The sequence below is a fragment of the Mycolicibacterium iranicum genome, from assembly GCF_014190915.1.
In the GTDB taxonomy this organism is placed as follows: domain Bacteria; phylum Actinomycetota; class Actinomycetes; order Mycobacteriales; family Mycobacteriaceae; genus Mycobacterium; species Mycobacterium iranicum_B.
The window spans coordinates 71,239-93,599 of the sequence record NZ_JACHVU010000009.1 but is presented as its reverse complement, the minus strand read 5'-3'; the positions used below and the strand labels follow the sequence as shown (position 1 = coordinate 93,599).

16 protein-coding genes and 1 pseudogene are annotated in these 22,361 nt (G+C 69.9%); 8 read left to right on the top strand and 9 right to left on the bottom strand.

Annotation, left to right across the window (positions count from 1 at the left end; genetic code table 11):
• The first annotated feature begins 82 nt into the window (after positions 1 to 82).
• From FHR72_RS18930 to FHR72_RS26870, 5 genes and pseudogenes are all read left to right on the top strand, one after another.
• A complete protein-coding gene (locus FHR72_RS18930; RefSeq protein ID WP_183470954.1) occupies positions 83 to 1,108 on the top strand; it encodes a sulfate ABC transporter substrate-binding protein in 1,026 nt (341 codons plus the stop codon).
• Positions 1,105 to 1,986, top strand: coding sequence for a sulfate ABC transporter permease subunit CysT (gene cysT, locus FHR72_RS18925; protein WP_260156107.1), 882 nt, complete (start codon positions 1,105 to 1,107; stop codon positions 1,984 to 1,986). Before FHR72_RS18930 ends, cysT begins: the two co-directional genes overlap by 4 nt.
• A 7-nt stretch (positions 1,987 to 1,993) precedes the next feature.
• A complete protein-coding gene (cysW, locus tag FHR72_RS18920; protein ID WP_183470953.1) occupies positions 1,994 to 2,812 on the top strand; it encodes a sulfate ABC transporter permease subunit CysW in 819 nt (272 codons plus the stop codon).
• A 14-nt stretch (positions 2,813 to 2,826) separates the two neighbouring features.
• A pseudogene (locus FHR72_RS26875) lies at positions 2,827 to 3,492 on the top strand (sulfate/molybdate ABC transporter ATP-binding protein); the annotation flags it as partial.
• A gap of 30 nt (positions 3,493 to 3,522) precedes the next feature.
• Positions 3,523 to 3,882 carry a TOBE-like domain-containing protein gene (locus tag FHR72_RS26870; RefSeq protein WP_472670857.1) on the top strand — a complete coding sequence of 120 codons (360 nt, stop codon included), beginning with the start codon at positions 3,523 to 3,525 and terminating at the stop codon, positions 3,880 to 3,882.
• Here the strand turns inward: FHR72_RS26870 and FHR72_RS18910 are convergent.
• The 6 genes from FHR72_RS18910 to FHR72_RS18885 form a co-directional block, all read right to left on the bottom strand.
• Positions 3,852 to 4,850 carry a hemolysin family protein gene (locus tag FHR72_RS18910; protein WP_183470950.1) on the bottom strand — a complete coding sequence of 333 codons (999 nt, stop codon included), beginning with the start codon at positions 4,848 to 4,850 and terminating at the stop codon, positions 3,852 to 3,854. The genes FHR72_RS26870 and FHR72_RS18910 overlap by 31 nt on opposite strands.
• Positions 4,843 to 6,210: a hemolysin family protein gene (locus FHR72_RS18905; RefSeq protein ID WP_183470948.1), complete on the bottom strand. Its 1,368-nt coding sequence runs from the start codon at positions 6,208 to 6,210 to the stop codon at positions 4,843 to 4,845. The genes FHR72_RS18910 and FHR72_RS18905 overlap by 8 nt, the downstream gene beginning before the upstream one ends.
• A 109-nt stretch (positions 6,211 to 6,319) precedes the next feature.
• Entirely contained in the window at positions 6,320 to 7,789 is a 1,470-nt protein-coding gene (locus tag FHR72_RS18900) for an amidase (protein ID WP_183470946.1), read from the bottom strand.
• 40 nt (positions 7,790 to 7,829) lie between these two features.
• Positions 7,830 to 8,558, bottom strand: a complete 729-nt coding sequence (locus FHR72_RS18895; RefSeq protein ID WP_183470944.1) for a sirohydrochlorin chelatase — start codon at positions 8,556 to 8,558, stop codon at positions 7,830 to 7,832.
• Positions 8,537 to 9,268 (bottom strand): phosphoadenylyl-sulfate reductase, encoded by a 732-nt coding sequence (locus FHR72_RS18890; RefSeq protein WP_183470942.1) that lies wholly within the window; start codon positions 9,266 to 9,268, stop codon positions 8,537 to 8,539. The genes FHR72_RS18895 and FHR72_RS18890 overlap by 22 nt, the downstream gene beginning before the upstream one ends.
• 3 nt (positions 9,269 to 9,271) lie before the next feature.
• Positions 9,272 to 10,945, bottom strand: coding sequence for a nitrite/sulfite reductase (locus FHR72_RS18885; RefSeq protein ID WP_183470940.1), 1,674 nt, complete (start codon positions 10,943 to 10,945; stop codon positions 9,272 to 9,274).
• Between the two features lie 309 nt (positions 10,946 to 11,254).
• Between FHR72_RS18885 and hemW the strand changes: the two genes are divergently transcribed.
• Positions 11,255 to 12,427 carry a radical SAM family heme chaperone HemW gene (hemW, locus tag FHR72_RS18880; protein ID WP_183471133.1) on the top strand — a complete coding sequence of 391 codons (1,173 nt, stop codon included), beginning with the start codon at positions 11,255 to 11,257 and terminating at the stop codon, positions 12,425 to 12,427.
• Positions 12,428 to 12,445: 18 nt separating this feature from the next.
• Here the strand turns inward: hemW and FHR72_RS18875 are convergent, their stop codons facing one another.
• A complete protein-coding gene (locus tag FHR72_RS18875) occupies positions 12,446 to 13,306 on the bottom strand; it encodes an LLM class F420-dependent oxidoreductase (protein WP_183470938.1) in 861 nt (286 codons plus the stop codon).
• A 48-nt stretch (positions 13,307 to 13,354) separates the two neighbouring features.
• Here FHR72_RS18875 and FHR72_RS18870 point away from each other — a divergent pair, with 48 nt between their 5' ends.
• Complete coding sequence (locus tag FHR72_RS18870; protein WP_183470936.1) at positions 13,355 to 13,738, top strand: nuclear transport factor 2 family protein; 384 nt, start codon at positions 13,355 to 13,357, stop codon at positions 13,736 to 13,738.
• A gap of 132 nt (positions 13,739 to 13,870) precedes the next feature.
• Entirely contained in the window at positions 13,871 to 19,057 is a 5,187-nt protein-coding gene (locus FHR72_RS18865) for a type I polyketide synthase (RefSeq protein ID WP_311736196.1), read from the top strand.
• A 2-nt stretch (positions 19,058 to 19,059) separates the two neighbouring features.
• Here FHR72_RS18865 and FHR72_RS18860 read toward each other — a convergent pair whose 3' ends face one another.
• Positions 19,060 to 20,448, bottom strand: a complete 1,389-nt coding sequence (locus tag FHR72_RS18860; protein WP_183470931.1) for an HNH endonuclease signature motif containing protein — start codon at positions 20,446 to 20,448, stop codon at positions 19,060 to 19,062.
• Between the two features lie 151 nt (positions 20,449 to 20,599).
• Complete coding sequence (locus FHR72_RS18855) at positions 20,600 to 22,291, bottom strand: (2,3-dihydroxybenzoyl)adenylate synthase (protein ID WP_183470929.1); 1,692 nt, start codon at positions 22,289 to 22,291, stop codon at positions 20,600 to 20,602.
• Positions 22,292 to 22,361: the final 70 nt, after the last annotated feature.

The following is a 22,361-nucleotide window of genomic DNA, read 5'->3' as shown; positions in this document are numbered from 1 at the left end:
TGCGGCGTGAGTGCGCCGAAGCAACAACCTCGCCTTCCGTGAGCGGTGTTCCCCGAAAACATCCCACCCGGAAAGGTCCTCGATGCACACCCTCCTGAAATCCGCGTCCCGTTGGCGCACGGCCGCGGCGATCGCGGCGACCGCGACGGTCCTGGCCGCGTGCGGCGGCGGCGCCAGCGATGTCGCCGGCGACGGCGGCGGGAATTCGACCGCCGAGACCACGCTCACCCTGGTCGCGTTCGCTGTTCCCGAACCGGGATGGTCGAAGGTGAGCCCGGCGTTCGCCGCGACCGAGGAGGGCAAGGGTGTCGAGGTCACCGGCTCCTACGGCGCATCCGGCGACCAGTCGCGCAGCGTCGAGTCGGGCAAACCGGCCGACGTCGTGAACTTCTCGGTCGAGCCGGACGTCACCCGGCTGGTGAAGGCCGGCAAGGTCGACGAGAACTGGGCCGCGGGCCCCAACAAGGGAATCCCGTTCGGCTCCGTGGTGAGCTTTGCCGTGCGGCCCGGCAACCCGAAGAACATCCGCACCTGGGACGACCTGCTCAAGCCCGGCATCGAGGTCATCACGCCCAGCCCGCTGAGCTCGGGATCGGCGAAGTGGAACCTGCTGGCGCCCTACGCCTACGCCAGCAACGGCGGTCAGAATGCGCAGGCCGGCATCGATTTCGTCAACAAGCTCGTCACCGAACACGTCAAACTGCGTCCCGGCTCCGGCCGCGAGGCCACCGACGTGTTCCGGCAGGGCAGCGGCGACGTGCTGCTGGCCTACGAGAACGAGGCGCTCAACTTCGACCTCGAATACGTCAACCCGGCACAGACGTTCAAGATCGAGAACCCGGTCGCCGTGGTGAACACCAGCCAGCACCAGGAGAAGGCGCAGGCGTTCGTCGACTTCCAGTTCACCCCCGAGGCCCAGAAGCTGTGGGCCGAAGCCGGATTCCGTCCGGTCGACCCGGGTGTGCTCGCCGAGTTCGCCGAAAAGTTCCCCGCACCGGAGAAGCTCTGGACGGTCGCCGACCTGGGAGGCTGGTCGAAGGTCGACAGCGAACTCTTCGACAAGGACAACGGCACGATCACCAAGATCTACAAGCAGGCCACTGGATGACGTCTCCGCTCGGCGGGGTCGACTCCGTACCCGAGACCGTGCGCCCGGAGCTCACCGAGGCTCCGGGCGGCGGACGGGCGCTGCGCCGGCCCGGGGGATCGACCCTGCAGGTCGGGGTCGCGGTGGTGTGGCTGTCCGTGATCGTGCTGCTTCCGCTGGCCGCGATCCTGTGGATCTCGGCCAAGGGCGGCTGGGACGCATTCGTCTCCGCGGTCACGTCGCCGTCGGCACTCGCGTCGTTCCAGGTCACGCTGACCATCTCCGTTGTGGTGACGGTGGTCAATCTCGTGTTCGGTCTGCTGATCGCGTGGGTTCTCGTGCGCGACGATTTCCCCTTGAAGAGATTCGTCGACGCCATCATCGACCTTCCGTTCGCGCTGCCGACGATCGTCGCCAGCCTCGTGCTGCTCGCGCTCTACGGCCCCGCCAGCCCGGTCGGGATCCATCTGCAGCACACCGCCTGGGGTGTGGGGCTCGCGTTGGCGTTCGTGACGTTGCCGTTCGTCGTCCGCGCGGTACAGCCGGTGCTGCTGGAGCTGGACAGGGAGGTCGAGGAGGCCGCAGCGTCGCTGGGGGCCAACAACGCGACGATCTTCTTCTCGGTCATCCTGCCGGCGCTGGCGCCGGCGCTGCTGTCCGGCGCCGGGCTGGCGTTCTCCCGGGCGATCGGGGAGTTCGGATCGATCGTGCTGATCGGCGGCGCGATCCCCGGTGAGACCGAGGTGTCGTCGCAGTGGATCAGAACGCTCATCGAGAACGACGATCCGGCCGGAGCGGCCGCGATCTCGATCGTGCTGCTGCTCATCTCCTTCGTCGTGTTGTTCGTTCTGCGGTATTTCGGAGCCAAGGCCGCCAAGAGGGAGGCAGCAGCGCGATGACCGTGCCGTGACACTGTCGCTACCCACGAAGCTGATCCTGCGGTGCGTCGCGCTGTTCTACATCGTGGCCCTGCTGGTCGTTCCTCTCGGCGCCATCCTGTGGCGGACGTTCGAGCCGGGTCTCGTCGCCTTCTGGGCGTCCATCACCACACCGGCCGCGCAAGCGGCTCTCTCACTGTCGCTGCTCGTCGTCGCGATCGTGGTGCCGCTCAACGTGGTCTTCGGTGTGTCGACCGCACTGGTGTTGGCGCGCAGGAACTTCCGTGGCAAGAACGCCCTGCAGGCGGCGATCGACCTGCCGTTCGCGGTGTCGCCCGTCGTCGTCGGTGTCGCGTTGATCGCACTGTGGGGTACCGCCGGACTGTTCGGCTTCGTCCAGAACGATTTCGGCGCCACGATCATCTTCGGGTTCCCCGGCATCGTGCTCGCGAGTATCTTCGTGACGCTGCCCTTCGTGATCCGCGAGGTCGAGCCCGTGCTGCACGAGATCGGCACCGACCAGGAGGAGGCGTCGGCGACGCTGGGCGCCAGTGCCTGGCAGACGTTCTGGCGGGTGACGCTGCCCTCGATCCGGTGGGGTCTGACCTACGGCGTGGTGCTGACCGTCGCGCGCACACTCGGCGAGTTCGGCGCCGTGCTGGTGGTGTCGTCGAACCTTCCGGGTCAGTCGCAGACGCTCACGCTGCTGGTGCACGACCGCTACACCCGCGGTGACGACTACGGCGCGTACACCATCTCGACGGTGCTGATGGCGGTGGCCGTCACCGTGCTGATCGCTCAGATCGTGTTCGACGCACAACGCAAACGCACGAGAACCGAAGACTAGCGGGGAGATTCGCCATGACTGACTTTGCGATCGAGGTCAAGGGTGCCAACAAGCACTTCGGTGACTTCGCGGCGCTGGACAACGTCGACTTCACCGTGCCGAGGGGCTCGCTGACCTCGCTGCTGGGTCCGAGCGGCTCCGGCAAGTCCACGCTGTTGCGGGCGATCGCCGGCCTCGACAATCCCGACACCGGGACGGTCGTCATCAACGGTCGCGACGTCACCCGCGTCCCACCGCAGCGTCGCGGCATCGGATTCGTCTTTCAGCACTACGCCGCGTTCAAGCACCTGACCGTCCGCGACAACGTCGCGTTCGGGCTCAAGATCAGGAAGAAGCCCAAGACCGAGGTCAACGAGAAGGTCGACAACCTGCTGGAGGTGGTCGGGCTCGCGGGTTTCCAGAACCGCTATCCCAATCAGCTCTCGGGCGGCCAGCGGCAGCGGATGGCTTTGGCGCGGGCACTGGCCGTCGACCCGGAGGTGTTGTTGCTCGACGAGCCCTTCGGTGCGCTCGACGCGAAGGTTCGCGAGGACCTGCGGGCCTGGCTTCGTCGACTCCACGAGGAGGTTCACGTCACGACCGTGCTGGTCACCCACGACCAGTCCGAAGCGCTCGACATCTCCGACCGGATCGCCGTGCTCAACAAGGGACGGATCGAACAGGTCGGTTCTCCGAGCACGGTGTACGACGCACCGGCCAACGCCTTCGTGATGTCGTTCCTCGGCGCGGTGTCGTCCCTCAACGGAGTCCTGGTGCGCCCGCACGACATTCGGGTGGGCCGCAACCCCGACATGGCGATCGCGACCAGTGACGACTCGATCCAGGCGACCGGTGTGACGCGGGCGGTGATCGAACGGGTCGTGATGCTGGGCTTCGAGGTCCGCGTCGAGTTGTTGAACGCGGCGACCCAGACGCCGTTCACTGCGCAGATCACCCGCGGCGACGCCGAGGCCCTCGGTCTGAAGGAAGGCGACACGGTCTACGTGCGGGCCACCCGCGTGCCGGCCCTACCCTCCGACCAACCGCTGCCCGCGCACGATCACGCCGCCTCGGTGGGCAGCAGCCGGTAGAGCAGGTCGGTCAGCGTCAGCAGTCCCGGTCCCGACGGGCCGTCGACGACCACCAGGTGGTTGCGGGTCTCGCGCATGACGCGCAGCGCCTCGTAGACCGGGGTGTCCTCGGGCAGGGTGAAGACCGGCCGCATCAGCTCCCGCGCGGGGGAGTCGGTGGCGAGGCTGTCACGCACGTGCACCACGCCGACGGTCGCCGCACCGTCGCGCACCAGGAGCCGCAGATGGCCGGTGGCCTTCGCGGCGTCCTGGATCTGCGCCGGGGTGGCGTCGACCGGCACGTCGCTGTACCGGGCGTCGTGGTGCGCCACCTGCCCGACCGTGAGCGCCTCGAGCTCCAGCGCGCTGGCGAGGTTCGCGTGGTAACGCTCGTCGAGCGTCCCCACGGTCGCCGAGTGTTCGACGAGCTGGCGCAGCGCATCGGGATCCTGGGAATCGGCGAGCTCGTCGACCGGCGTCACGCCGACGCGCCGCAGACACCAGTTGGCGGCGTGGTTGAGCGCCCGCAGCAGCGGCCTGGTCACGAACATGAACGCGCGCATCGGGATCGCGAGCAGGGTCGCCGACCGCTCCGGATGGGCGATCGCCCACGACTTGGGCGCCATCTCGCCGATCACCAGGTGCAGGAAGGTCACGATCAGCAGTGCCAGCACGAAGCCGCCGACGTCGGCCGCCCACTGAGGGGCGCCGAGGTCGCTGATCCAGGGCGTGAGGGCGTAGTGCACAGCGGGTTTGGTGATGGCGCCGAGCAGCAGCGTGCACGCCGTGATACCCAGCTGCGCCCCGGCGAGCAGCAGGGAGAGTTCGCCGGCGCTGCGCAGCGCGGCACGGGCGGCCGCGCTGGTGGCCGCCGCATCTTCGAGCCGGTTGCGCCGAGCCGCGATCAACGCGAACTCGACCGCGACGAAGAACGCGCTGAGACCGATGAGAGCGGTGGTGACGGCGACGATCACCCAGGGGTTACCCATCGGTGTCCTCCTGGGTGACCTCGACGGTGACGAACACCGTTGCCGGAACCCGGCGTTCGATCGAGCGCACCTGCGCCGTCAGCCGTCGCGTGGGCGGCGTCCCGTCGTCGACGAGGTCGGCCGGGTCGGCCGGGAGTTCCACGACGACCTCGTCACCGACCTCGGGCAACCCCATCCCGTGGGCGATGACCATGCCGGCCACCGTTTCGTAGTCACCCGGCGGGAGGGTCAGGTCCAGGGTGCGTTCGGCTTCGTCCAGCGGCAGGTCGCCGGAGAGCAGCCAACCGTCCCCGTCGACGAGAACGTCGGCCTCGGTGGCGGTGTCGTGTTCGTCGTCGATCTCGCCCACCAGTTCCTCGGCGAGATCCTCGATGGTCACGATGCCCGCGAAGCCGCCGTATTCGTCGATCACCACGGCCATCTCGTCGCTGCCCTGCTCCAGTTCGCGGACCACGTTGGGCAGCGGCAACGTCTCGGGGACGACGACGGCGGGCCGGCAGTGCGTCCGCGCGGTGCCGGACGGGGACGGCACACCCAGCAGGTCGTGCAGATGGATGACGCCGATGATGTCCTCGGCGGTCGCCCCGGTCACCGGATAGCGGGTGTGCCCGGTCGACATCCGTTGCAGCACTGCGGCAATCGGCTCGTCGCCGGCCACGGCGTCGACGCGCGACCGGGGGATCATCGCGTGCTCGGCGGTGCTGGTCGGGAAATCCAGGATGCGATCGAGCAGCGCCGAGAGTTCGCGGGGGATCTCACCGGCGTCGCGGGAGGCGGCGACGATGTGCTCGAGGTCGCGCGGCGTCGCGGAGTGCTCGACATCATGGACGGGCTCGATACGGAGAACTCGCAGAAGCAGGTTCGACGACTGGTCGAAGAGCCAGATGAGCCAACCGAACAGCTTCAGATACAGCGTCGTCGACAGCGCCAGCCACCGGGCCAGGGGTTCGGGCCGCGCGATCGCGAGGTTCTTCGGGAACAACTCACCGAAGAGCATCTGCACGATCGTCGATATCCCGATCGCGGCGAGGCCGCCGAGTGCCACCGCCACGGCGGTCGGTATCCCGCTGCCGCCGAGCAGGGTTTCGAAGCCCCGCCCGATCAACGGTTCGGCGACGTAACCGACCAGCAGGCCCGTGACGGTGATGCCGAGCTGGGCGCCCGAGAGCATGAACGAGGTGCGGCGGGTGACGGTCAGCGCCCGCCCGGCGGCGGCGTCACCGGCTTCGGCGCGTGCCTTGAGGCGGGAGCGGTCGACCGCCATGTAGGCGAATTCCTGAGCCACGAAGTAACCGGTGAGCGCGGTGATGGCCAGGACGACGAGAAAGCCGAGAAGAATTCCGAGAACGGCGGTCAGCATGAGACCGCCTCGGGTCTATGAGGTTGCATCGAGTCCTTGCTCGTGAGTGGGCCCGCAGCGGGCCGGGGTGGGCAACGAGAACCACAGTACCGAACCTGGGAGGGTGCTGTCAGAGCGGAGCCACCCGGTCCGCCCACGGCAGTGCCTCCTCCAGTTGGGCGGCCAGCGTGATCAGCAGCGCCTCGCCCGTCAACGGCGCGACGAACTGGACACCGAGAGGCAGACCGTCGGCGGTCCAGTGCAGGGGGAGTGAAATCGCCGGTCGCCCAGTGAGATTCGCCAACTGCGTGTACGGCACCCAGCCCAGGTTCTTGTCGACCATGTCGTCGACGATCTTGGTGAAGCGCAGGAACCTCGCCGTCCTGGTCTTGAGCAGAACGTCCGACGCCCGCTGCAGCGCCACGGGGAGATCGAACTCACCGATCGACGGGGGCGGGGTGGCCAGCGTGGGCGTCAGCAGAAGGTCGTAGTCCTCGAAGAATGTCGTGAGCCGGCGGGTGTGCTCGTGGCGGCGGGCGACGGCATCGACGTAGTCGACGCTGCTCGTCGCGCGCCCGAGCGCGGCCATGATCAGGGTGTCGCGCTCGAACGCGTCGTCGCCGGCACCGGAGACGCGTTTGGCCTCGTCGATCTGCCAGGCGACGTAGACGAACCACGTCAGCAGGAAGTCGCGCGCCAGTGCTGCGTCGTCGAACGGCGCCTGCGGGAGCTCCTCGACGTGGTGGCCGAGATCGGTCAGCGCGCGCACGGTGGCCTCGACCGCCTCGACCGCTTCCCGGTGCGGCTGCGGTGTGATGGCCGAAGGCACCCGCACCCCGATCCGGAGCCGGCCCGGATCCGCGCCGACGCACGAGGCCAGGGGTGACTCGGGCATGTGCGGCGAGTAGGGGCCCCAGGTCTCGCCGCCGGCAATCACGTCGAACATCGCGGCGGTGTCGCGCACGGTCCGCGACACCACGCCCTGCACCGCGGCGCCGTGCATCGACTCGCCGGTGAGCGGCCCGGTCGGGGTCAGACCGCGGCTGGGTTTCAGGCCCACGAGGCCGCAGCACGCGGCCGGTATGCGGATCGAGCCGCCGCCGTCGTTGGCGCCTGCACACGGCACGATCCCGGCCGCCACGGCTGCGGCCGACCCGCCCGACGATCCGCCCGGCGTGCGGTCGGTGTTCCACGGGTTGCGCGCCGGTCCCCACAGCTCGGGCTCGGAGATGCCTTTCGCGCCGAACTCGGGCAGGTTGGTCTTGCCGAAGATCACCAGCCCCGCGTCGAGCCAGCGTCGGACGACGGTCGAGTGCTCGGCGACCGGGGTGGACGCCAGCGAGCGGGAGCCGTTCGAAGACGGAAGGCCGGCATAGTCCTGAGCGAGGTCCTTGATCAGGAACGGCACCCCCGCGAACGGCCCCGTGAGATCCGGGGACGGCGAGGCCGGGATGTCGCGGACGATGGCGTTGATGCGGGGGTTCACCTCGGCGGCCCGTTCGCGGGCCACAGCGAGCAGTTCGGACGCCGACACCTCGTTGTCGGCGACCAGCTTGGCCAGTCCGGTCGCGTCGTGGCTGCGGTACTCGTCGAATCTCATCGCCCCACCGTATTCGTGTGGGTGCCGCAGCAGGTGCCGGTCAGGCCGCGGCGCGCAGCGCGAGTGCGGCGTCGAACCGGTCGAGGACGGTTTCGGCGACCTGTCGGTGCGCGCCCAGCGGTGCGGACATCGCGATGCCCTGGGTCTCGGCGAAAGCTTTCACCCGGTCGGTGATGCGGCCGTGCGCGAGGAACCACGGCGCGATGACCAGCCGCGTCGCGCCGCCGGCACGCAGCCGGTCGGCCGCCTCGGCGAGCGTCGGTTGCGGGCCGGTCGCGAACGCGGTGGCCGCGGCCCAGCGTGTGGTCAGCGTGAGTTCGTGGGCCACCGTCGCCGTGCGTTCATTGGCCGTGGGCCGCGACGAGCCGACCGCGGTGACGAGCACCCCGACCCGCGGGTCGAGCCGCGACACGCCCGCGTGTTCCAGCCGCTGCCGCAGCACGTGGATCAGCCGGTCGTCCTCGCCCAGCACCTCGGCGCGGCAGGCGTCGGTGCCGGAGTTGGCGATCATGGCCGGAATGTCGACCCGGGCGTGGTACGCGTCGGCCAGCAGCAGCGGCACCACCACGGCGCGCCCGCCCCGCACTGCGGCGAGCACGTCGCGGAGGTTCGGAGCATTCTGCTCGCAGAACGCGATCCGGGCGTCCAGGCCCGGGCGGAGCCGGCGGATGCAGGCGACGATCTCCCGCGCCGTCGCCGCGGACCGCGGGTCGGCGCTGCCGTGTGCCGTCAGGACGAGCGTCGGGGTCACGACGCGTGCAGACCGCATTCGGTCTTCGCCTGGCCCGCCCAGCGACCGCTGCGCGGATCGGCGCCCTCGACGGGCTTGTTGGTGCACGGTGCGCAGCCGATCGACGGGTAACCCTCGTCGACCAGGGGGTTGACCAGGATGCCGTGGGCGTCGATGTAGTCCTGCATCTCGTCGTCGGTCCACGCCGCCAGCGGGTTAATCTTGACGAGTCCGAAAGCCTTGTCCCAGCTGATCAGCGGGGCGTTGGCACGGGTCGGCGCCTCGACCCGCCGGATTCCGGTCACCCACGCCGAGTACCCGCGCAGCGCCTTCGACAGCGGTTCGACCTTGCGCATACGGCAGCACTCGTTGGCACTGCGCTCGAACAGGTTCTTGCCGAAGAGCGCATCCTGCTCGGCGACGGTCTTCTCGGGACGGACGTTGACGACGTTCACGTCGTACACCGCCTCGACCGCGTCGCGGGTGCCGATCGTCTCGACGAAGTGGTAGCCCGTGTCCAGGAACAACACGTCCACGCCCGGGCGAACCTTCGCCGCCAGATCCACCAGCACCGCGTCCTGCATGTTCGACGCCACGATGTAACCGGATCGATCAGCCGACCCGCCGGCGCCGCCGAAATTCTCGTCGGTCCAGCGCAGGAGCTCGTCGGCTGTGGCGTGCGGGCCCAGTTCGGCGGCCCCGCGCTCGGCGAGCTGCTGCAGGTCGATCTCACTCATCGTGTCGGTCATGCGTTACCTCAAATCCGCGTCGTCTGCTCGAAGAGCCCACGTAGCGAAACGCTCACCCTGCTCCCGTTGTTTCACGAAGTTGCGAACAACCCGCTCGATGTAGTCACCGAGTTCGGTGGAGAGCACCTTGTGCTGGCGCAGCTTGCGGCCGAAACCGCTGTCCAGGCCCAGGCTTCCCCCGAGATGGACCTGGAAACCCTCCTCGGGCCCGTCCCCGTCGTCGATCATCTGGCCCTTGAACCCGATGTCGGCGACCTGGATACGGGCGCACGAGTTCGGGCAGCCGTTGATGTTGATCGTGACCGGCACGTCGAGCTGGGCGTTGATGTCCTCGAGGCGCTTCTCCAGCTCCGGCACCAGCACCTGCGACCGGCTGCGCGTCTCGGCGAAGCTGAGCTTGCAGTACTCGATGCCGGTGCAGGCCATCAGATTGCGGCGCCAGTGTGACGGGCTCGACGGCAGGCCGAGGGCGTCGAGGCCGGCACGCAGCTCCTCGAGCTTCTCGTCGGGCACGTCGAGCACGATCAGCTTCTGGTACGGCGTGAAGCGCACCCGGTTGCTGCCGACGGACTCGGCCAGGTCGGCGACCTTCGTCAGGATGGTGCCGGACACGCGCCCGGCGATGGGTGCGACACCCACGGCGTTGAGGCCGTTCTTGAGCTTCTGGACGCCGACGTGGTCGATCGGTCGGGTCACCGGATCAGGTGCGGGACCGTCGATCAGCCGCCGCTTCAGGTACTCGGTCTCCAGAACTTCCCGGAATTTCTCCACGCCCCAGTCCTTGATCAGGAACTTCAGGCGCGCCTTGGAGCGCAGGCGACGGTAGCCGTAGTCCCGGAAGACGCTGACCACGCCCTCCCACACGTCGGGGACCTCGTCGAGCGGCACCCACGCGCCGACCCGCTGCCCCAGCATCGGATTCGTGGACAGACCGCCGCCGACCCACAGGTCGAAGCCCGGGCCGTGTTCGGGGTGCACGACGCCGATGAAGGCGACGTCGTTGGTCTCGTGGACGACGTCCTGCAGGCCGGAGATCGCGGTCTTGAACTTGCGCGGCAGGTTGGAGTACTCGGGCTTGCCGATGTAGCGCTTGACGATCTCGTTGACCGCCGGGGTGCCGTCGATGACCTCGTCGAGCGAGTCGCCGGCCAGGGGCGAGCCGAGCACGACGCGGGGGCAGTCGCCGCATGCCTCGGTGGTCTGCAGGCCGACCTCGTCCAGCCGCCGCCAGATCTCCGGCATGTCCTCGACGCGGATCCAGTGGTACTGCACGTTCTGCCGGTCCGAGATGTCGGCGGTGTCGCGGGCGAACTCGGTCGAGATGGTGCCCAGGGTGCGCAGCGCCGCGGTGGTGAGGGATCCGCCGTCGCTGCGCACACGCAGCATGAAGAACGAGTCCTCGAGCATGTCGGTGTTCTCGTCGCCGGTCCAGGTGCCGTCGTAACCCTGCTTGCGCTGGGTGTAGAGGCCCCACCAGCGGAAACGGCCGCGCAGGTCACCCTTGTCGATGCTGTCGAAGCCGTTCTTGGCGTAGATGTCCTCGATGCGCGCCCGCACGTTGAGCGGGTTGTCGTCGCGCTTGGACTGTTCGTTGGGGTTGAGCGGCTCGCGGTAGCCGAGCGCCCACTGGCCCTCGCCGCGGGGGCGCTTCACGGGCTTGTTCTGTGCTGTGGTCATGAAGGGGCTCCTGGTCGGAGCCGGCGTTCAGATCGCGCTCGTCACCGGAGGGCTGTCCGGCGGCGCAGATCCGGCGGCCAGCTGTGGGCTGATGGCAGGTCTACGAAGTCAACGAAGACAGCAACAGGTACAGACGCGCTTGAAGTCGACATGACGCCGCACCACCAGGGAGACCCGGCGGGGGAAGCTGTGGGCAGCAGTCACGCCACCGATTGTGCCACGGACACCCGCACCAGCCCTAACCGGCCGATTTTTCCGCTCACGCTGAGCGAAACGCCGTTCTGGGAGACTGGGACGGTGACAGCGCACGTGGAGGCCGGGCAGCGAACGCAGCTGCCCCCGGTCAGGGCCCACCGGGACCGGCCGTTCGGCATCTACATCCATGTGCCGTTCTGCGCGGTTCGCTGCGGGTACTGCGACTTCAACACCTACACCCCGGCCGAACTCGGCGGAGCCAACCCGGACGGGTGGCTCGCGGCGCTGCGCACCGAGTTGCGCCTCGCCGCCGAACGCCTGGGCGCGCCACCCGAGGTGCAGACGGTCTTCGTCGGAGGCGGGACGCCCTCGCTGCTCGGTGCCGTCGGCCTCGGCGCCGTGCTCGACGGGATCCGCGACCACTTCGTGCTGGCGCCCGGCGCGGAGGTCACCACGGAGTCGAATCCGGAATCGACGTCGCCGCGTTTCTTCGCGGGCGTGCGCGCCGCGGGCTATACGCGGATCTCGCTGGGCATGCAGTCCACGGCGTCGCACGTGCTGGCCGCCCTGGACCGGGTGCACGCGCCCGGCCGCGCGGTCGCCGCCGCGCGGGAGGCCCGCGCCGAGGGCTTCGACCACGTCAACCTCGACCTCATCTACGGCACGCCGGGGGAGAGCGACGAAGACCTGCTGCGGTCGGCGGATGCGGCCATCGAGGCCGGAGTCGACCACGTCTCCGGGTACGCGCTGATCGTCGAAGACGGGACGGCGCTGGCCCGGCGGGTGCGCCGCGGCGAGATCCCGGCCCCGGACGACGACGTCCACGCCCGCCGCTACGAACTGCTCGACCGCCGCCTCGGCGACGCCGGGTTCGACTGGTACGAGGTGTCGAACTGGAGCCGCGCCGGCGGGGAGTGCCGGCACAACATCGGCTACTGGAACGGCGGCCAGTGGTGGGGCGCCGGGCCGGGTGCGCACAGCCACCTCGACGCCACGCGGTGGTGGAATGTCAAGCACCCCAACGCCTATGCCTCCGTGCTGGACGCCGGCGAACTGCCCGTCGCCGACTTCGAGGTGCTCGACGCCGACACCGCACACGTCGAGGACGTGATGCTCGGCGTGCGGCTGCGCACGGGCCTGCCCGCCGCGACGCTCTCCGACCAGGAGCGCGACCGCGCCGCGCAGGCCGTCCGCGACGGACTGCTGCGCGCCGAGGGCCCGCACCTGGTGCTGACCGACCGGGGCCGGCTGCTCGCCGACGCGGTGGTGCGGGATCTGCTGACCTGAGCCGCTACCGGGGGGAGGTCACAGCAGCGCGTCGGCCAGCCGGCGCCACTGCTCGCGCGGGAACTCCCGCGGGTCGGCGGTGAGCACCTGCACGCACACGTGGTCGGCCCCGGCGTCGAGGTGTTCGGTGACGCGGCTCTTCACGGCGTCCTCGTCACCCCACGCGATCAGCGCGTCGAAGACCCGGTCGCTCACCGAGGACAGGTCGTCCTCGGTGAACCCGAGCCGCAGCAGGTTGTTCGCATAGTTCGGCAGCGCGAGATAGGAACGCAGCCAATCCGTTCCGATCTGACGGGCCTCGTCGCGGTCGTCGGTCAGCAGGACCGTCTGTTCGGGCAGCAGCAGCGGGCCCTGGCCGAGTACCTCGCGGGCCTGCGCGGTGTGCGTCGGCGTGCTCAGGTACGGGTGCGCGCCGCCGGCCTTGGTGGCCGACAACTGCAGCATCTTGGGGCCGAGTGCGGCCAGCACCCGGTTGGCCGTGGGCACCGGCTGGGGTGAGGCGTCGATGGCGTCGAGGAACTTCTCGGTCGCGGCCAGCGGCTTGCGGTAGAGGCCCGGCTCCTTCGAGTCGATCAGCGGGGCGTGGCTGACGCCGATGCCGAGCAGGAACCGCTCCCCGTGTGCGTCGGTCAGCGCCGCGTAGCGGGTCGCGACCTCGGCGGGCTCGTGCATCCAGAGGTTCAGGATGCCGGTCGCGATGACCGTCTTCTCGGTGGCCGACAGCAGGCTCTCGACCGAGTCCAGCACTGGGCCGCCGACGTCGGGAATCCAGAGCGCGGTGAACCCCAGCCCGTCGAGTTCGGCGGCCGCGTCGGCTGCCTCCTCCGGATTTCCGTATCGCAGTTGCGAACTCCACAGACCGACACCCGACAGTTTCATAGGTCTACTCATACCGTGCCGCGCGCCCGGGACGCTACGGTCGTGCCCATGGCATTCGATTCCGGCGCCGTGGCCCGCGCGTTCTCCGAACATCGCTTCGACGACGCGCTGGGTCATCTCGCCAGGAACGTGAAGTGGACGATCGTCGGGGGCATGGTGCTCGAGGGCGCCGACGCGGTGCGCACCACCTGTCAGGACACCCTGGAGAGCCTGAAGGGGACCTCGGTGGAGTTCGACCGGTGCGTGACCGCGGCCGGAGGCGACGTCGTCGCCGTGGACACGGTCGTCCGCTACGTGCGCCCGGACGGGGTGACGGCCGTGGCCAGTTGCGCGGTGTACGAGTTCGACGGCGAGGAGATCACGACGATCACGTCGTATGCCGTCGAGGTCGATCCCGAGGACCCGGGGGCGCAGCCGCCGCCGCGGATGTGACCGAGACCGCTCACGGCGCTCGCACAGAACCGGCCGGGTAGGTCACTGCGAGCAAAGTCGTTGTGCCAGGATGTCCGGCATGCCGCAGCCAGGGTTAGGGAAGGCTATCCACACGTCATCGGCACGGCCGACGTGGAGCTGAACGGCATCCCCCCCACGGCCCCGATCGCCATCGTCGGCATCGGCTGCCGGCTTGCGGGGGACATCACCACCCCCGAGCAGTTCTTCTCCTTCCTGCTCGCCGGGGGCAGCGCCGTCTCGCAGGTGCCCGAGGAACGGTGGGCGCCCTACCTGCACCGAGACCCGCGCAATGCCGCGGTGCTGCGCGAGACCACGCCGTGGGGCACGTTCCTCGACGACCTGCCCGGCTTCGATGCGGAGTTCTTCGGGGTGTCACCGCGCGAAGCCGAGCTGATGGATCCGCAGCAGCGCCTCGCGCTCGAAGTCTCCTGGGAGGCGCTGGAGCATGCGGGTATCTCGCCCCGCTCGCTGGCCGGCACCGACACCGCGGTGCTGATGGGCGTGAATTCCGACGACTACGGCAAGTTGCTGATGGAGGACCTCGCCGGCATCGAGGCATGGACGGGCATCGGCACCTCGCTGTGCGGTGTGGCGAACCGGGTGTCGCATCTGCTCGACCTGCGCGGACCGAGTGTCGCGCTCGATGCCGCGTGCGCAGCCTCGCTGGTCGCGGTGCACCAGGCCTGCCAGCTGCTGCGGGACGGCGAGACCTCGCTGGCGCTGGCCGGCGGGGTCAGCGCCCTCATCGGCCCGGGACTGACCCGGGTCCTGGATGTGGCGGGTGCGACGGCTCCCGACGGTCGCTGCAAGACCTTCGACGACAGTGCCGACGGCTACGGGCGTGGCGAGGGCGCGGGCGTGGTGGTGCTCAAGCGCCTAGCCGACGCCGTGCGCGACGGTGACCGTGTCCTCGCGGTGGTGCGCGGCGGAGCCGTCGCCCAGGACGGCAGGACCGTCGGCATCATGTCGCCCAACGGCGACGCCCAGGCCGACCTGTTCCGGCTCGCCTGCCGCGCCGCCGACATCGACCCGGCCACCGTCGACTACCTCGAAGCCCACGGAACCGGAACTCCCACAGGCGATCCCGTCGAGGTCGGAGCGCTCGCCCAGGTCTACGGCGCGGGCCGCGAGACCTATCCCTGCGCGATCGGTTCGGTGAAACCCAACGTCGGGCACCTCGAGGGTGGCGCCGGGGTGGTCGGCCTGATCAAGGCCGCCCTGGCCCTGCATCACGAGACGCTGCCCCCCACTGCGGGGGTGCGCACGCTGACCACCGCCGTCGACTGGGCCCGCAGCGGCCTGCGGGTGCCCACCGAGGTCGAGCCCTGGCCGCGCGGTGACGCGCCGCGCCGGGCAGCGGTCTGCAGCTACGGCTACGGCGGCACGATCGCCCACGTTCTGCTCGAAGAGGCGCCCACCGACCCCGAGTCGCCCCCGGCCGCCTCGGTCGCCGAGACACCCTCGGCGGCAGCCACATTCCTGCCGCTCTCGGCACGCTCGGAGGCGCGGCTCGCTGCACAGGCGGGTGCGCTGGCAGACGCGCTGCGCGACAGAGACTTCGAAGTCGACGACGTGGCCGCGACGCTGTGGACGCGCCGCGCGCACGAGCCCGTCAGGGGCGCCGTCGTCACCGACGGGCTGACGGACGCGCAGGCGCCGGCGGCGACGGTCGATGCGCTGGACGCGATGGCCGCCCAGGTCCGCGACCCGCGCGTGGTCTTCGGATCGGTCGTTCCCCATGCGGAATCCGGTGCGGTGTGGGTCTTCTCGGGGCACGGATCGCACTGGGCGGGGATGGGGCGCGAGTTGCTGGCCACCGAACCCGTCTTCGCGGCGACGATCGACGAGGTCGACACCGTCTTCGCCCGGGAGCTCGGCTTCTCGGCGCGGGAGGCGATGACCACCGAACAGCTCGGCGGTACCGATCAGGTGCAGGCGCTGACCTTCGCGATGCAGGTCGGACTGGCCGCGGTGCTGAGGCAGCGGGGTGTGACACCCGCAGCCGTGATCGGCCACTCCGTCGGCGAGGTCGCCGCGTGCGTGGTGGCCGGCGTCTTCGACCTGGCCCACGGCGCGGCGGTCGCGTGCTACCGGGCCCGAGGTTTCCGCTCCGTCATGGGTGACGGTGCAATGGCGCTCGTGCGACTGCCGTTCGACGACGCCGATCGGCTCCTCGGCGGACGCACGGACGTGGTCGCGGCAATCAGCGCGTCCACCGAATCCACCGTGGTTTCCGGCACGTCCGCCGCGGTCGACGAGGTCGTGGCAGCGTGGACCGCCGACGGCATGACCGTGCGCCGCGTGAACACCGACGTCGCCTTCCACAGCCCGGCGATGGACGCGCTCACCGGCGAGTTGGCCAGGCTGGTCGGTGAACTCCCGGCCCCGGGTTCGGCGGTGATCCCGCTGTACACGACCGCGATGGACGACCCCCGCTCGGAGACCCTGCGCGGACCCGGGTACTGGGTGGTCAACCTGCGCGGGCGCGTGCGCTTCGCCGAAGCCGTCCGCGCCGCGGCCGAGGACGGACACCGACTGTTCCTCGAAGTGTCGCCGCACCCGGTGGTGTCGCACTCGATCGTCGAGACACTGCTGGCGCTCGGCATCGATGAGCACGCGGTGGTTCCCGTGCTGAGACGCGACCAGCCGGAGCGACGCTCGATCGGGGCCGCCGTCGCCGGCCTCTACTGCCATGGGGCGCAGGTGCGGCACGGCTTCACCGGCTCGACACGGTGGGCGGCCGATTTGCCCGGCACCCAGTGGCAGCATCGCAGATTCTGGCGCACGCCGACGCCACCGCCGGGCACCCGCGCACTGCACGATCCGGCGTCGCACACACTTCTCGGCGGCGTCGTCGACGTGACGGGTGAAGTGCCCGCCCGGGTCTGGCAGACCAGACTCGGCATGGACAACCGTCCGTACCCGGGTGAACATCCGGTCCAGCAGACCGAGATCGTGCCCGCGGCAGTACTTCTCAACACCTTTCTGCAAGCCGCCGGCTGCGGCCTGACCGACGTTCGGCTGCGCACCCCGGTGCCGCCGGGACGGACCCGGGACATCCAGGTCGTCCTGCAGGACCGCTCGCTGCGCCTCTCGTCGAGGCTGGCCGACACCGACGGCGCGGACCAGGGGACCGACCAGGGCGGCGGCTGGCTCACCCACAGCAGCGCCGTCGTCGCCGCCGACGAGGACTTCGGCGGTGAACTCGGCTCGCTGTCGGGCGGCGGTGTGGACGAACGCATCTGGGCTCGATGCGCCGAACGGCTTCCGGCCGGGCACGTCGTCGACACGCTGGCCGGGGTGGGTGTGGCCGCGATGGGTTTCGGCTGGCAGGTGCTCGACATGTTCCGCGGCGACGGCGAACTGCTGCTCCGGGTGTCGGCAGAGGCGGACGGATCCGCACCGACGACGTGGGCCGGCCTGTTCGACGCGGCGACGTCGGCGGCGTCCACGGTCTTCGACGGGCCTGCGCGGCTGCGTATGCCGGCCCGGATCGACCGCGTGCACGTGTGCGGCGAACCACCCGCGATCGCCCTGATCCATGTGCTGCGGCGGGAGGGCACCGCGACCGACGTGGTCATCGCCGACGAGTCCGGCGCGGTGCGGGCCTCGATCACCGCGATGACGTTCGAAGAACTGGAGAACCCGGCGGGCAACGACCTGTCGCGCATGCTGCACCACGTCGCGTGGCACGAGACCTCCTATGCCGCAGAGGCGCGTCCGACCGCGGTCGCGGTGGTCGGCGACGACGACCACGACATCCGTTCCGTGCTCGGTGATCTCGATGTCTCGGGCGTACCGAACCAGGTGTACGCCGACGCCGGACACCTGCCCGCCGACCTCGACGCGGGGTCGGTGGTACTCCTGCTGCCCCGAACCGACGCCACGCCCGAGGCGAGTGCCGGGCAGGTGCTGCGCACACTGAAACTGCTGCACGACAATGGCTCTCGGTCCCGCCTCTGGGTGCTGACGCGGCGGGTCCACGAAGGCGCCAACATGGCCCATGCCCCGCTGTGGGGTATGGCACGCGTCGCGGCCGCGGAACACCCACAGCTGTGGGGCGGTGTCCTGGACATCGGCGACGGAGCGCTGCCGGTCGGCGCCCTCGCCTCGCTGGCCGGGCACGGCGTCGTGGTGGTCCGTGAAGGCCGGGCGCTGACCGCGCGGCTGGCGCACGCCCGGCCCGCGAGCGGGGCGCCGATGAGGTGCACGCCCGGCGGCACCTACCTGGTGACCGGTGGCACCGGCGCGCTGGGCTTGCGGATCGCCCAGCGCCTGGCCGATCTCGGCGCCCGCCGCCTGGTGCTGCTGTCGCGGTCGGGGATGCCGCATCGGGACCGATGGGCTGAGGCCGAGGGCAGTGAGGTCGTCCGCGCCGTCTCGGCGCTGGAGGAGCGCGGCGTCACCGTGCACGTCGCGGCGATCGACATCGGCGCGGCGGATGCCGCCGACCGGCTCGGGGCGGTGCTGCGGGACATGCCCGCGGTGCGCGGTGTCGTGCATGCGGCGGGCGTGGAAGCCGGTGCGCTGCTGCTCGCCACGTCGGACGCCGACCTGCACACCGCGATGGCGCCGAAGGTCGCCGGCACGCTGACACTGCACGAGATGTTCCCGCCCGAGCAGCTGGACTGGATGGTGCTGTTCTCGTCCTGCGGCTATCTCGCCGGTTTCCCCGGCCAGGGCGCGTATGCGTGTGCGAACGCGTTCCTCGACGCGACGGCCCGGCACCGGTGGAGTCTCGGCGACCGGACGGTCAGTGTGGCGTGGACGGCGTGGCGCGGCCTCGGCATGGGATCGACGTCGGGATTCGTCACCGCTCAGCTCGAAGCGCTGGGCATGGGTACGGTCGGAGCCGACGACGCGATGCGGGCCCTGGACTCCGCGATGCGCGGTGACGAACCGAATGTCGTTGTGCTGCCAGTTCTTCCGGATGCTGCTGCCGTTCCGATGCTGGCCGACGTCGCGCCGTCGGGGGAGTCGGGTGACGACACTGACTCCGCTCCGACGGGGCCCGGCGACGCGGATCTCGACGACTGGGTGGCACAGCAGGTCACCGAGGCGGTCGCGGCCGAACTCGGTCTCTCGCACGGCGACGTCGACCCGCGGGTGCCGCTGGTGGAGACCGGAGTCGACTCGATCATGACGGTCGCGCTGCGACGCGCTCTGGAGAAGCGGACGGGCCTCGCGCTGCCGCCCACTCTGCTGTGGGAACACCCCACCGCCGCGGCCGTCACCGACCGCATCGTCGAACTGCTCACTCCTCGCACAGCGGACGCCACGGAGAAAGCCGAGGTGTGAACTCACGGGTCCTCCCCGTCTTCCCAAACGTCGTCCTCCGAAACGCCGTCTTCCGAGACGTCGTCCGCGAGGAGGTATCTCTCGGGGTGGTGGTAGCTGTTGGTGCGGCGTTGGCCCCAGTCGAGGTCGGGTGGGGGGATCCATTCGGTCTGGTTTGTGGTGTTTTTGGCGGTGGTCCAGCCGGTGGTGTCGGGGAGGCGGTGATCGGCCGGGCAGGCGAAGGCGAGGTCGTCGATGTTGGTTTCCCCGCCGGCGGTCCAGTCGGTGACGGCGTGGTGGGCCTGGCTCCAGTAGCCCGGTGCGGTGCAGCCCGGGCGGGTGCAGCCCCGATCACGGGCATGCAGCACGAGGCGCTGCGCGGCGTTGGCCAGGCGTTTGGCTCGGCCCAGGTACAGCGATTGACCGGTGTGGCCGTCGTAGACGTACAGGTAGTGATGAGCCCGGGCGGCCATGCGGATCAGGTCGGGCATCGGCAGCAGGGAGCCGCCGCCGGTCACCCCGACCCCGGCGCCGTTCTGCAGCTCTTGCAGTGTGGTGGACACGATCACCGTCACCGGGAGGCCGTTATGGGAGCCCAGCATCCCTGATTCCAGGGCCGACTGACACAGCATCTGGAACGCATCGTGGTAGCGCTGGCCCGCGGTCCGGGCATCAGGCTCATGGCCAGGTTCAGGGCCAGAGGCGTCAGCGTCGGGGCGGTAGGTGCCGGGGGCGGCTTGTTTGGCGGCGATCGCGTCCCACATCGCGCGTGCTTCGGGGGTGAGCCACCCCGACAGCCGGGAGTAGCCATCGCGTTGTTGGGGGCCGACGGTGAGGCTGCGCTTGCGCAGCCGCTCGGATTCGGAGGGTTCGGGCCCGTCCTGATCGATCATCGCCCCCAACCGCTGCGCCGCCGCGCGCAACGCCTCGGGTCCCAGACCTGCGCCGAGTTCGGCGAGCTGGCGATCGGCCTGGGCGCGGGTATCGACATCGACCCAGGACGGTAGGGCGGCATGAAACGCTGCGATCACCGTCACGTGCTCTTCACCGAGGGCCCCGGCGGCTTGGGCGGCCGCGGTGGCTTCCCACACCGCCGCCAAGGGTTCCCCGGTGATCGCTTGGCGTGGGCCGAGCGTCTCGGCGCGGTCCAGGCGGCGCCGGGCCTCGCGGTCGCTGCAGCGCAGCGCGGTGGTCAGTACCCGTTTCCACGAGGATTCGCCGAGGCGATGGGGTTCGGTCTCGGCCTGCAGCCGCGCCAGGATCTGATGTTCCAGCGCCGGAACCGACCGCAGCACCGTCGTCAGCTCGGCCAGCAGCCCGATCAGCTCCCGATGCGACAGCTCCGCAGACGCCTTGCCCAACACCGCGAGCTGCTCGCCGATCACAGCGACCGCCTCTGACACCAACTCCATGCATCGAACACTAGTTCGAACCACCGACAAGTCGGCTCGTCTGTCCTTTCGGGAGTTCACTCGCTCGCGGGGGCGGCTTCGGCTGTGGCGGCCCCTGAGCGTTCAGGTGAAACCGTCACGGATAGTGCGGCAGCGCACCGCCGCCGCAGAGTCACTGCGAGAGTTGAGCGACCAACCTCTTCTTGTCGACCTTGCCCACCGCGGTCGTCGGCAGTGACGGCACCGGCGAGAGCACGTCGGGGCGGGCATGCGTCGAGGCGCCCCGCTCGTCGAGGAACGCGTTCAGCTCGGCCAGGGAGATCGGCTTGCCGCGGAAAACCACTGCCGCGCAGATCTTCTCGCCGAGGTACTCGTCCGGTAGGGCAACCGCGGCCGCGGCGTAGATCGCCGGATGGGTGTGCAGGTGGTCCTCGAGATCGGTCGCCGACACCGTCTCACCGCCGCGGTGGATGACGTCCTTGATGCGGCCGACCACCTCGACGTACCCGGCCCGCGGCCCCTCGGTGAAGATCCGGACCCGGTCTCCGGTGCGGTAGAAACCGTCGGGCGAGAACGACCGCGCGTTCGCGTCCTCGGCCCGGTAGTACCCGTTCAGTGTGTAGGGACCCCGCACGAGCAGCTCGCCTTCCTCACCCGGGGCGACCTCGACGCCGTTCTCGTCGACGACGCGCATCTCGTCGTGCGGTGACATCGGGCAGCCCTGCGTGTGCACCACGACGTCCCGCGGGTCGCCCGGCCGGGTGAAGTTCAGCATCCCCTCGGCCATTCCGAAGATCTGCGACATGCCCGGTGTCAGCCGGTCGAGGATGAACTGCGCATCGTCGGGGCTCATGCGCGAGCCGCCCACCTGGACGAAGCGCAGCGAGGTCGGCAGCACCGGCTCCCACTCACACGCCTGCGCCCACAGCTTGGCCAGTGCGTTCACCAGCCCCGTCACCGTGATCCGGTACTTGTCGATCAAGGCGAACGCGTTCTCCGGGCTGGGGTCCGCGGTGAACACCGTGGGCGCGCCGACGGTCATCGAGCCCAGCAGGCCGGGGCACGCCAGCGGGAAGTTGTGCCCTGCGGGCAGCGCCACGAGGTACGTGTCCTGCGCGGTCATCTCGCAGGTCGCAGCGCAGGCCACCGCGTTGTACACGTAGTCGTCGTGGGTGCGCGCGATCAGCTTGGGCAGTCCGGTGGTACCGCCCGACACCAGCAGGAGCGCCGGCAGGGACGTGTCGACGGGCCCTCGGTCCACGGGTGGGCCGTCGAACCCGGCGACGGCGGACCAGGAGACGAACGGTCCGTTGTCGCCGTCGACGATGACGTGGCGCAGGGACGAATGCTCCGCGAGCAGAGCACCGGCCATCGCGCGATAGTCGAACCCGCCTGCGCTGTCGGGCACGATGAGCGCCACCGCACCACTGACCTGCGCGAAGTGACCGAGTTCGGCGGCGCGGTGTCCAGGCAGGCACATCACCGGGACCGCCCCGGCCCGCAGCAGGCCGAACAGGGCGATCGCGAACTGGCACGAGTTGGGCAATTGCAGCAGGACCCGATCGCCGGCTGCGATGCCGAGGTCGGCGAGTCCGGCGGCTGCTCGATCGGCGAGGGCATCGAGTTCGGCGAAGGTGTAGGTGTTCTGGGCGTCGACGATCGCCGGCTTCGACGGCCACATCGCTGCTGCGTCGCTCAGGATCGAGTCCAGGGGACGGCCCGTCCAGTAGCCCACGCGCCGGTATTCCGCAGCCCGGTCGGCTGGAAAGGGGACGAACCCTCGCGTCACGTCCGCATGGTCCGGTCCGTCGCCCGTCACGGGCTCTTGGTCATTGCCCTGCTCGGGCAGGAATGCCGTGCTCATCAGTCAAAATCGCCGCTCTGGGTAGGAGTTTTCGGTGACCCGAATATAGGGTAGCCTCCTCGAAGTTAGG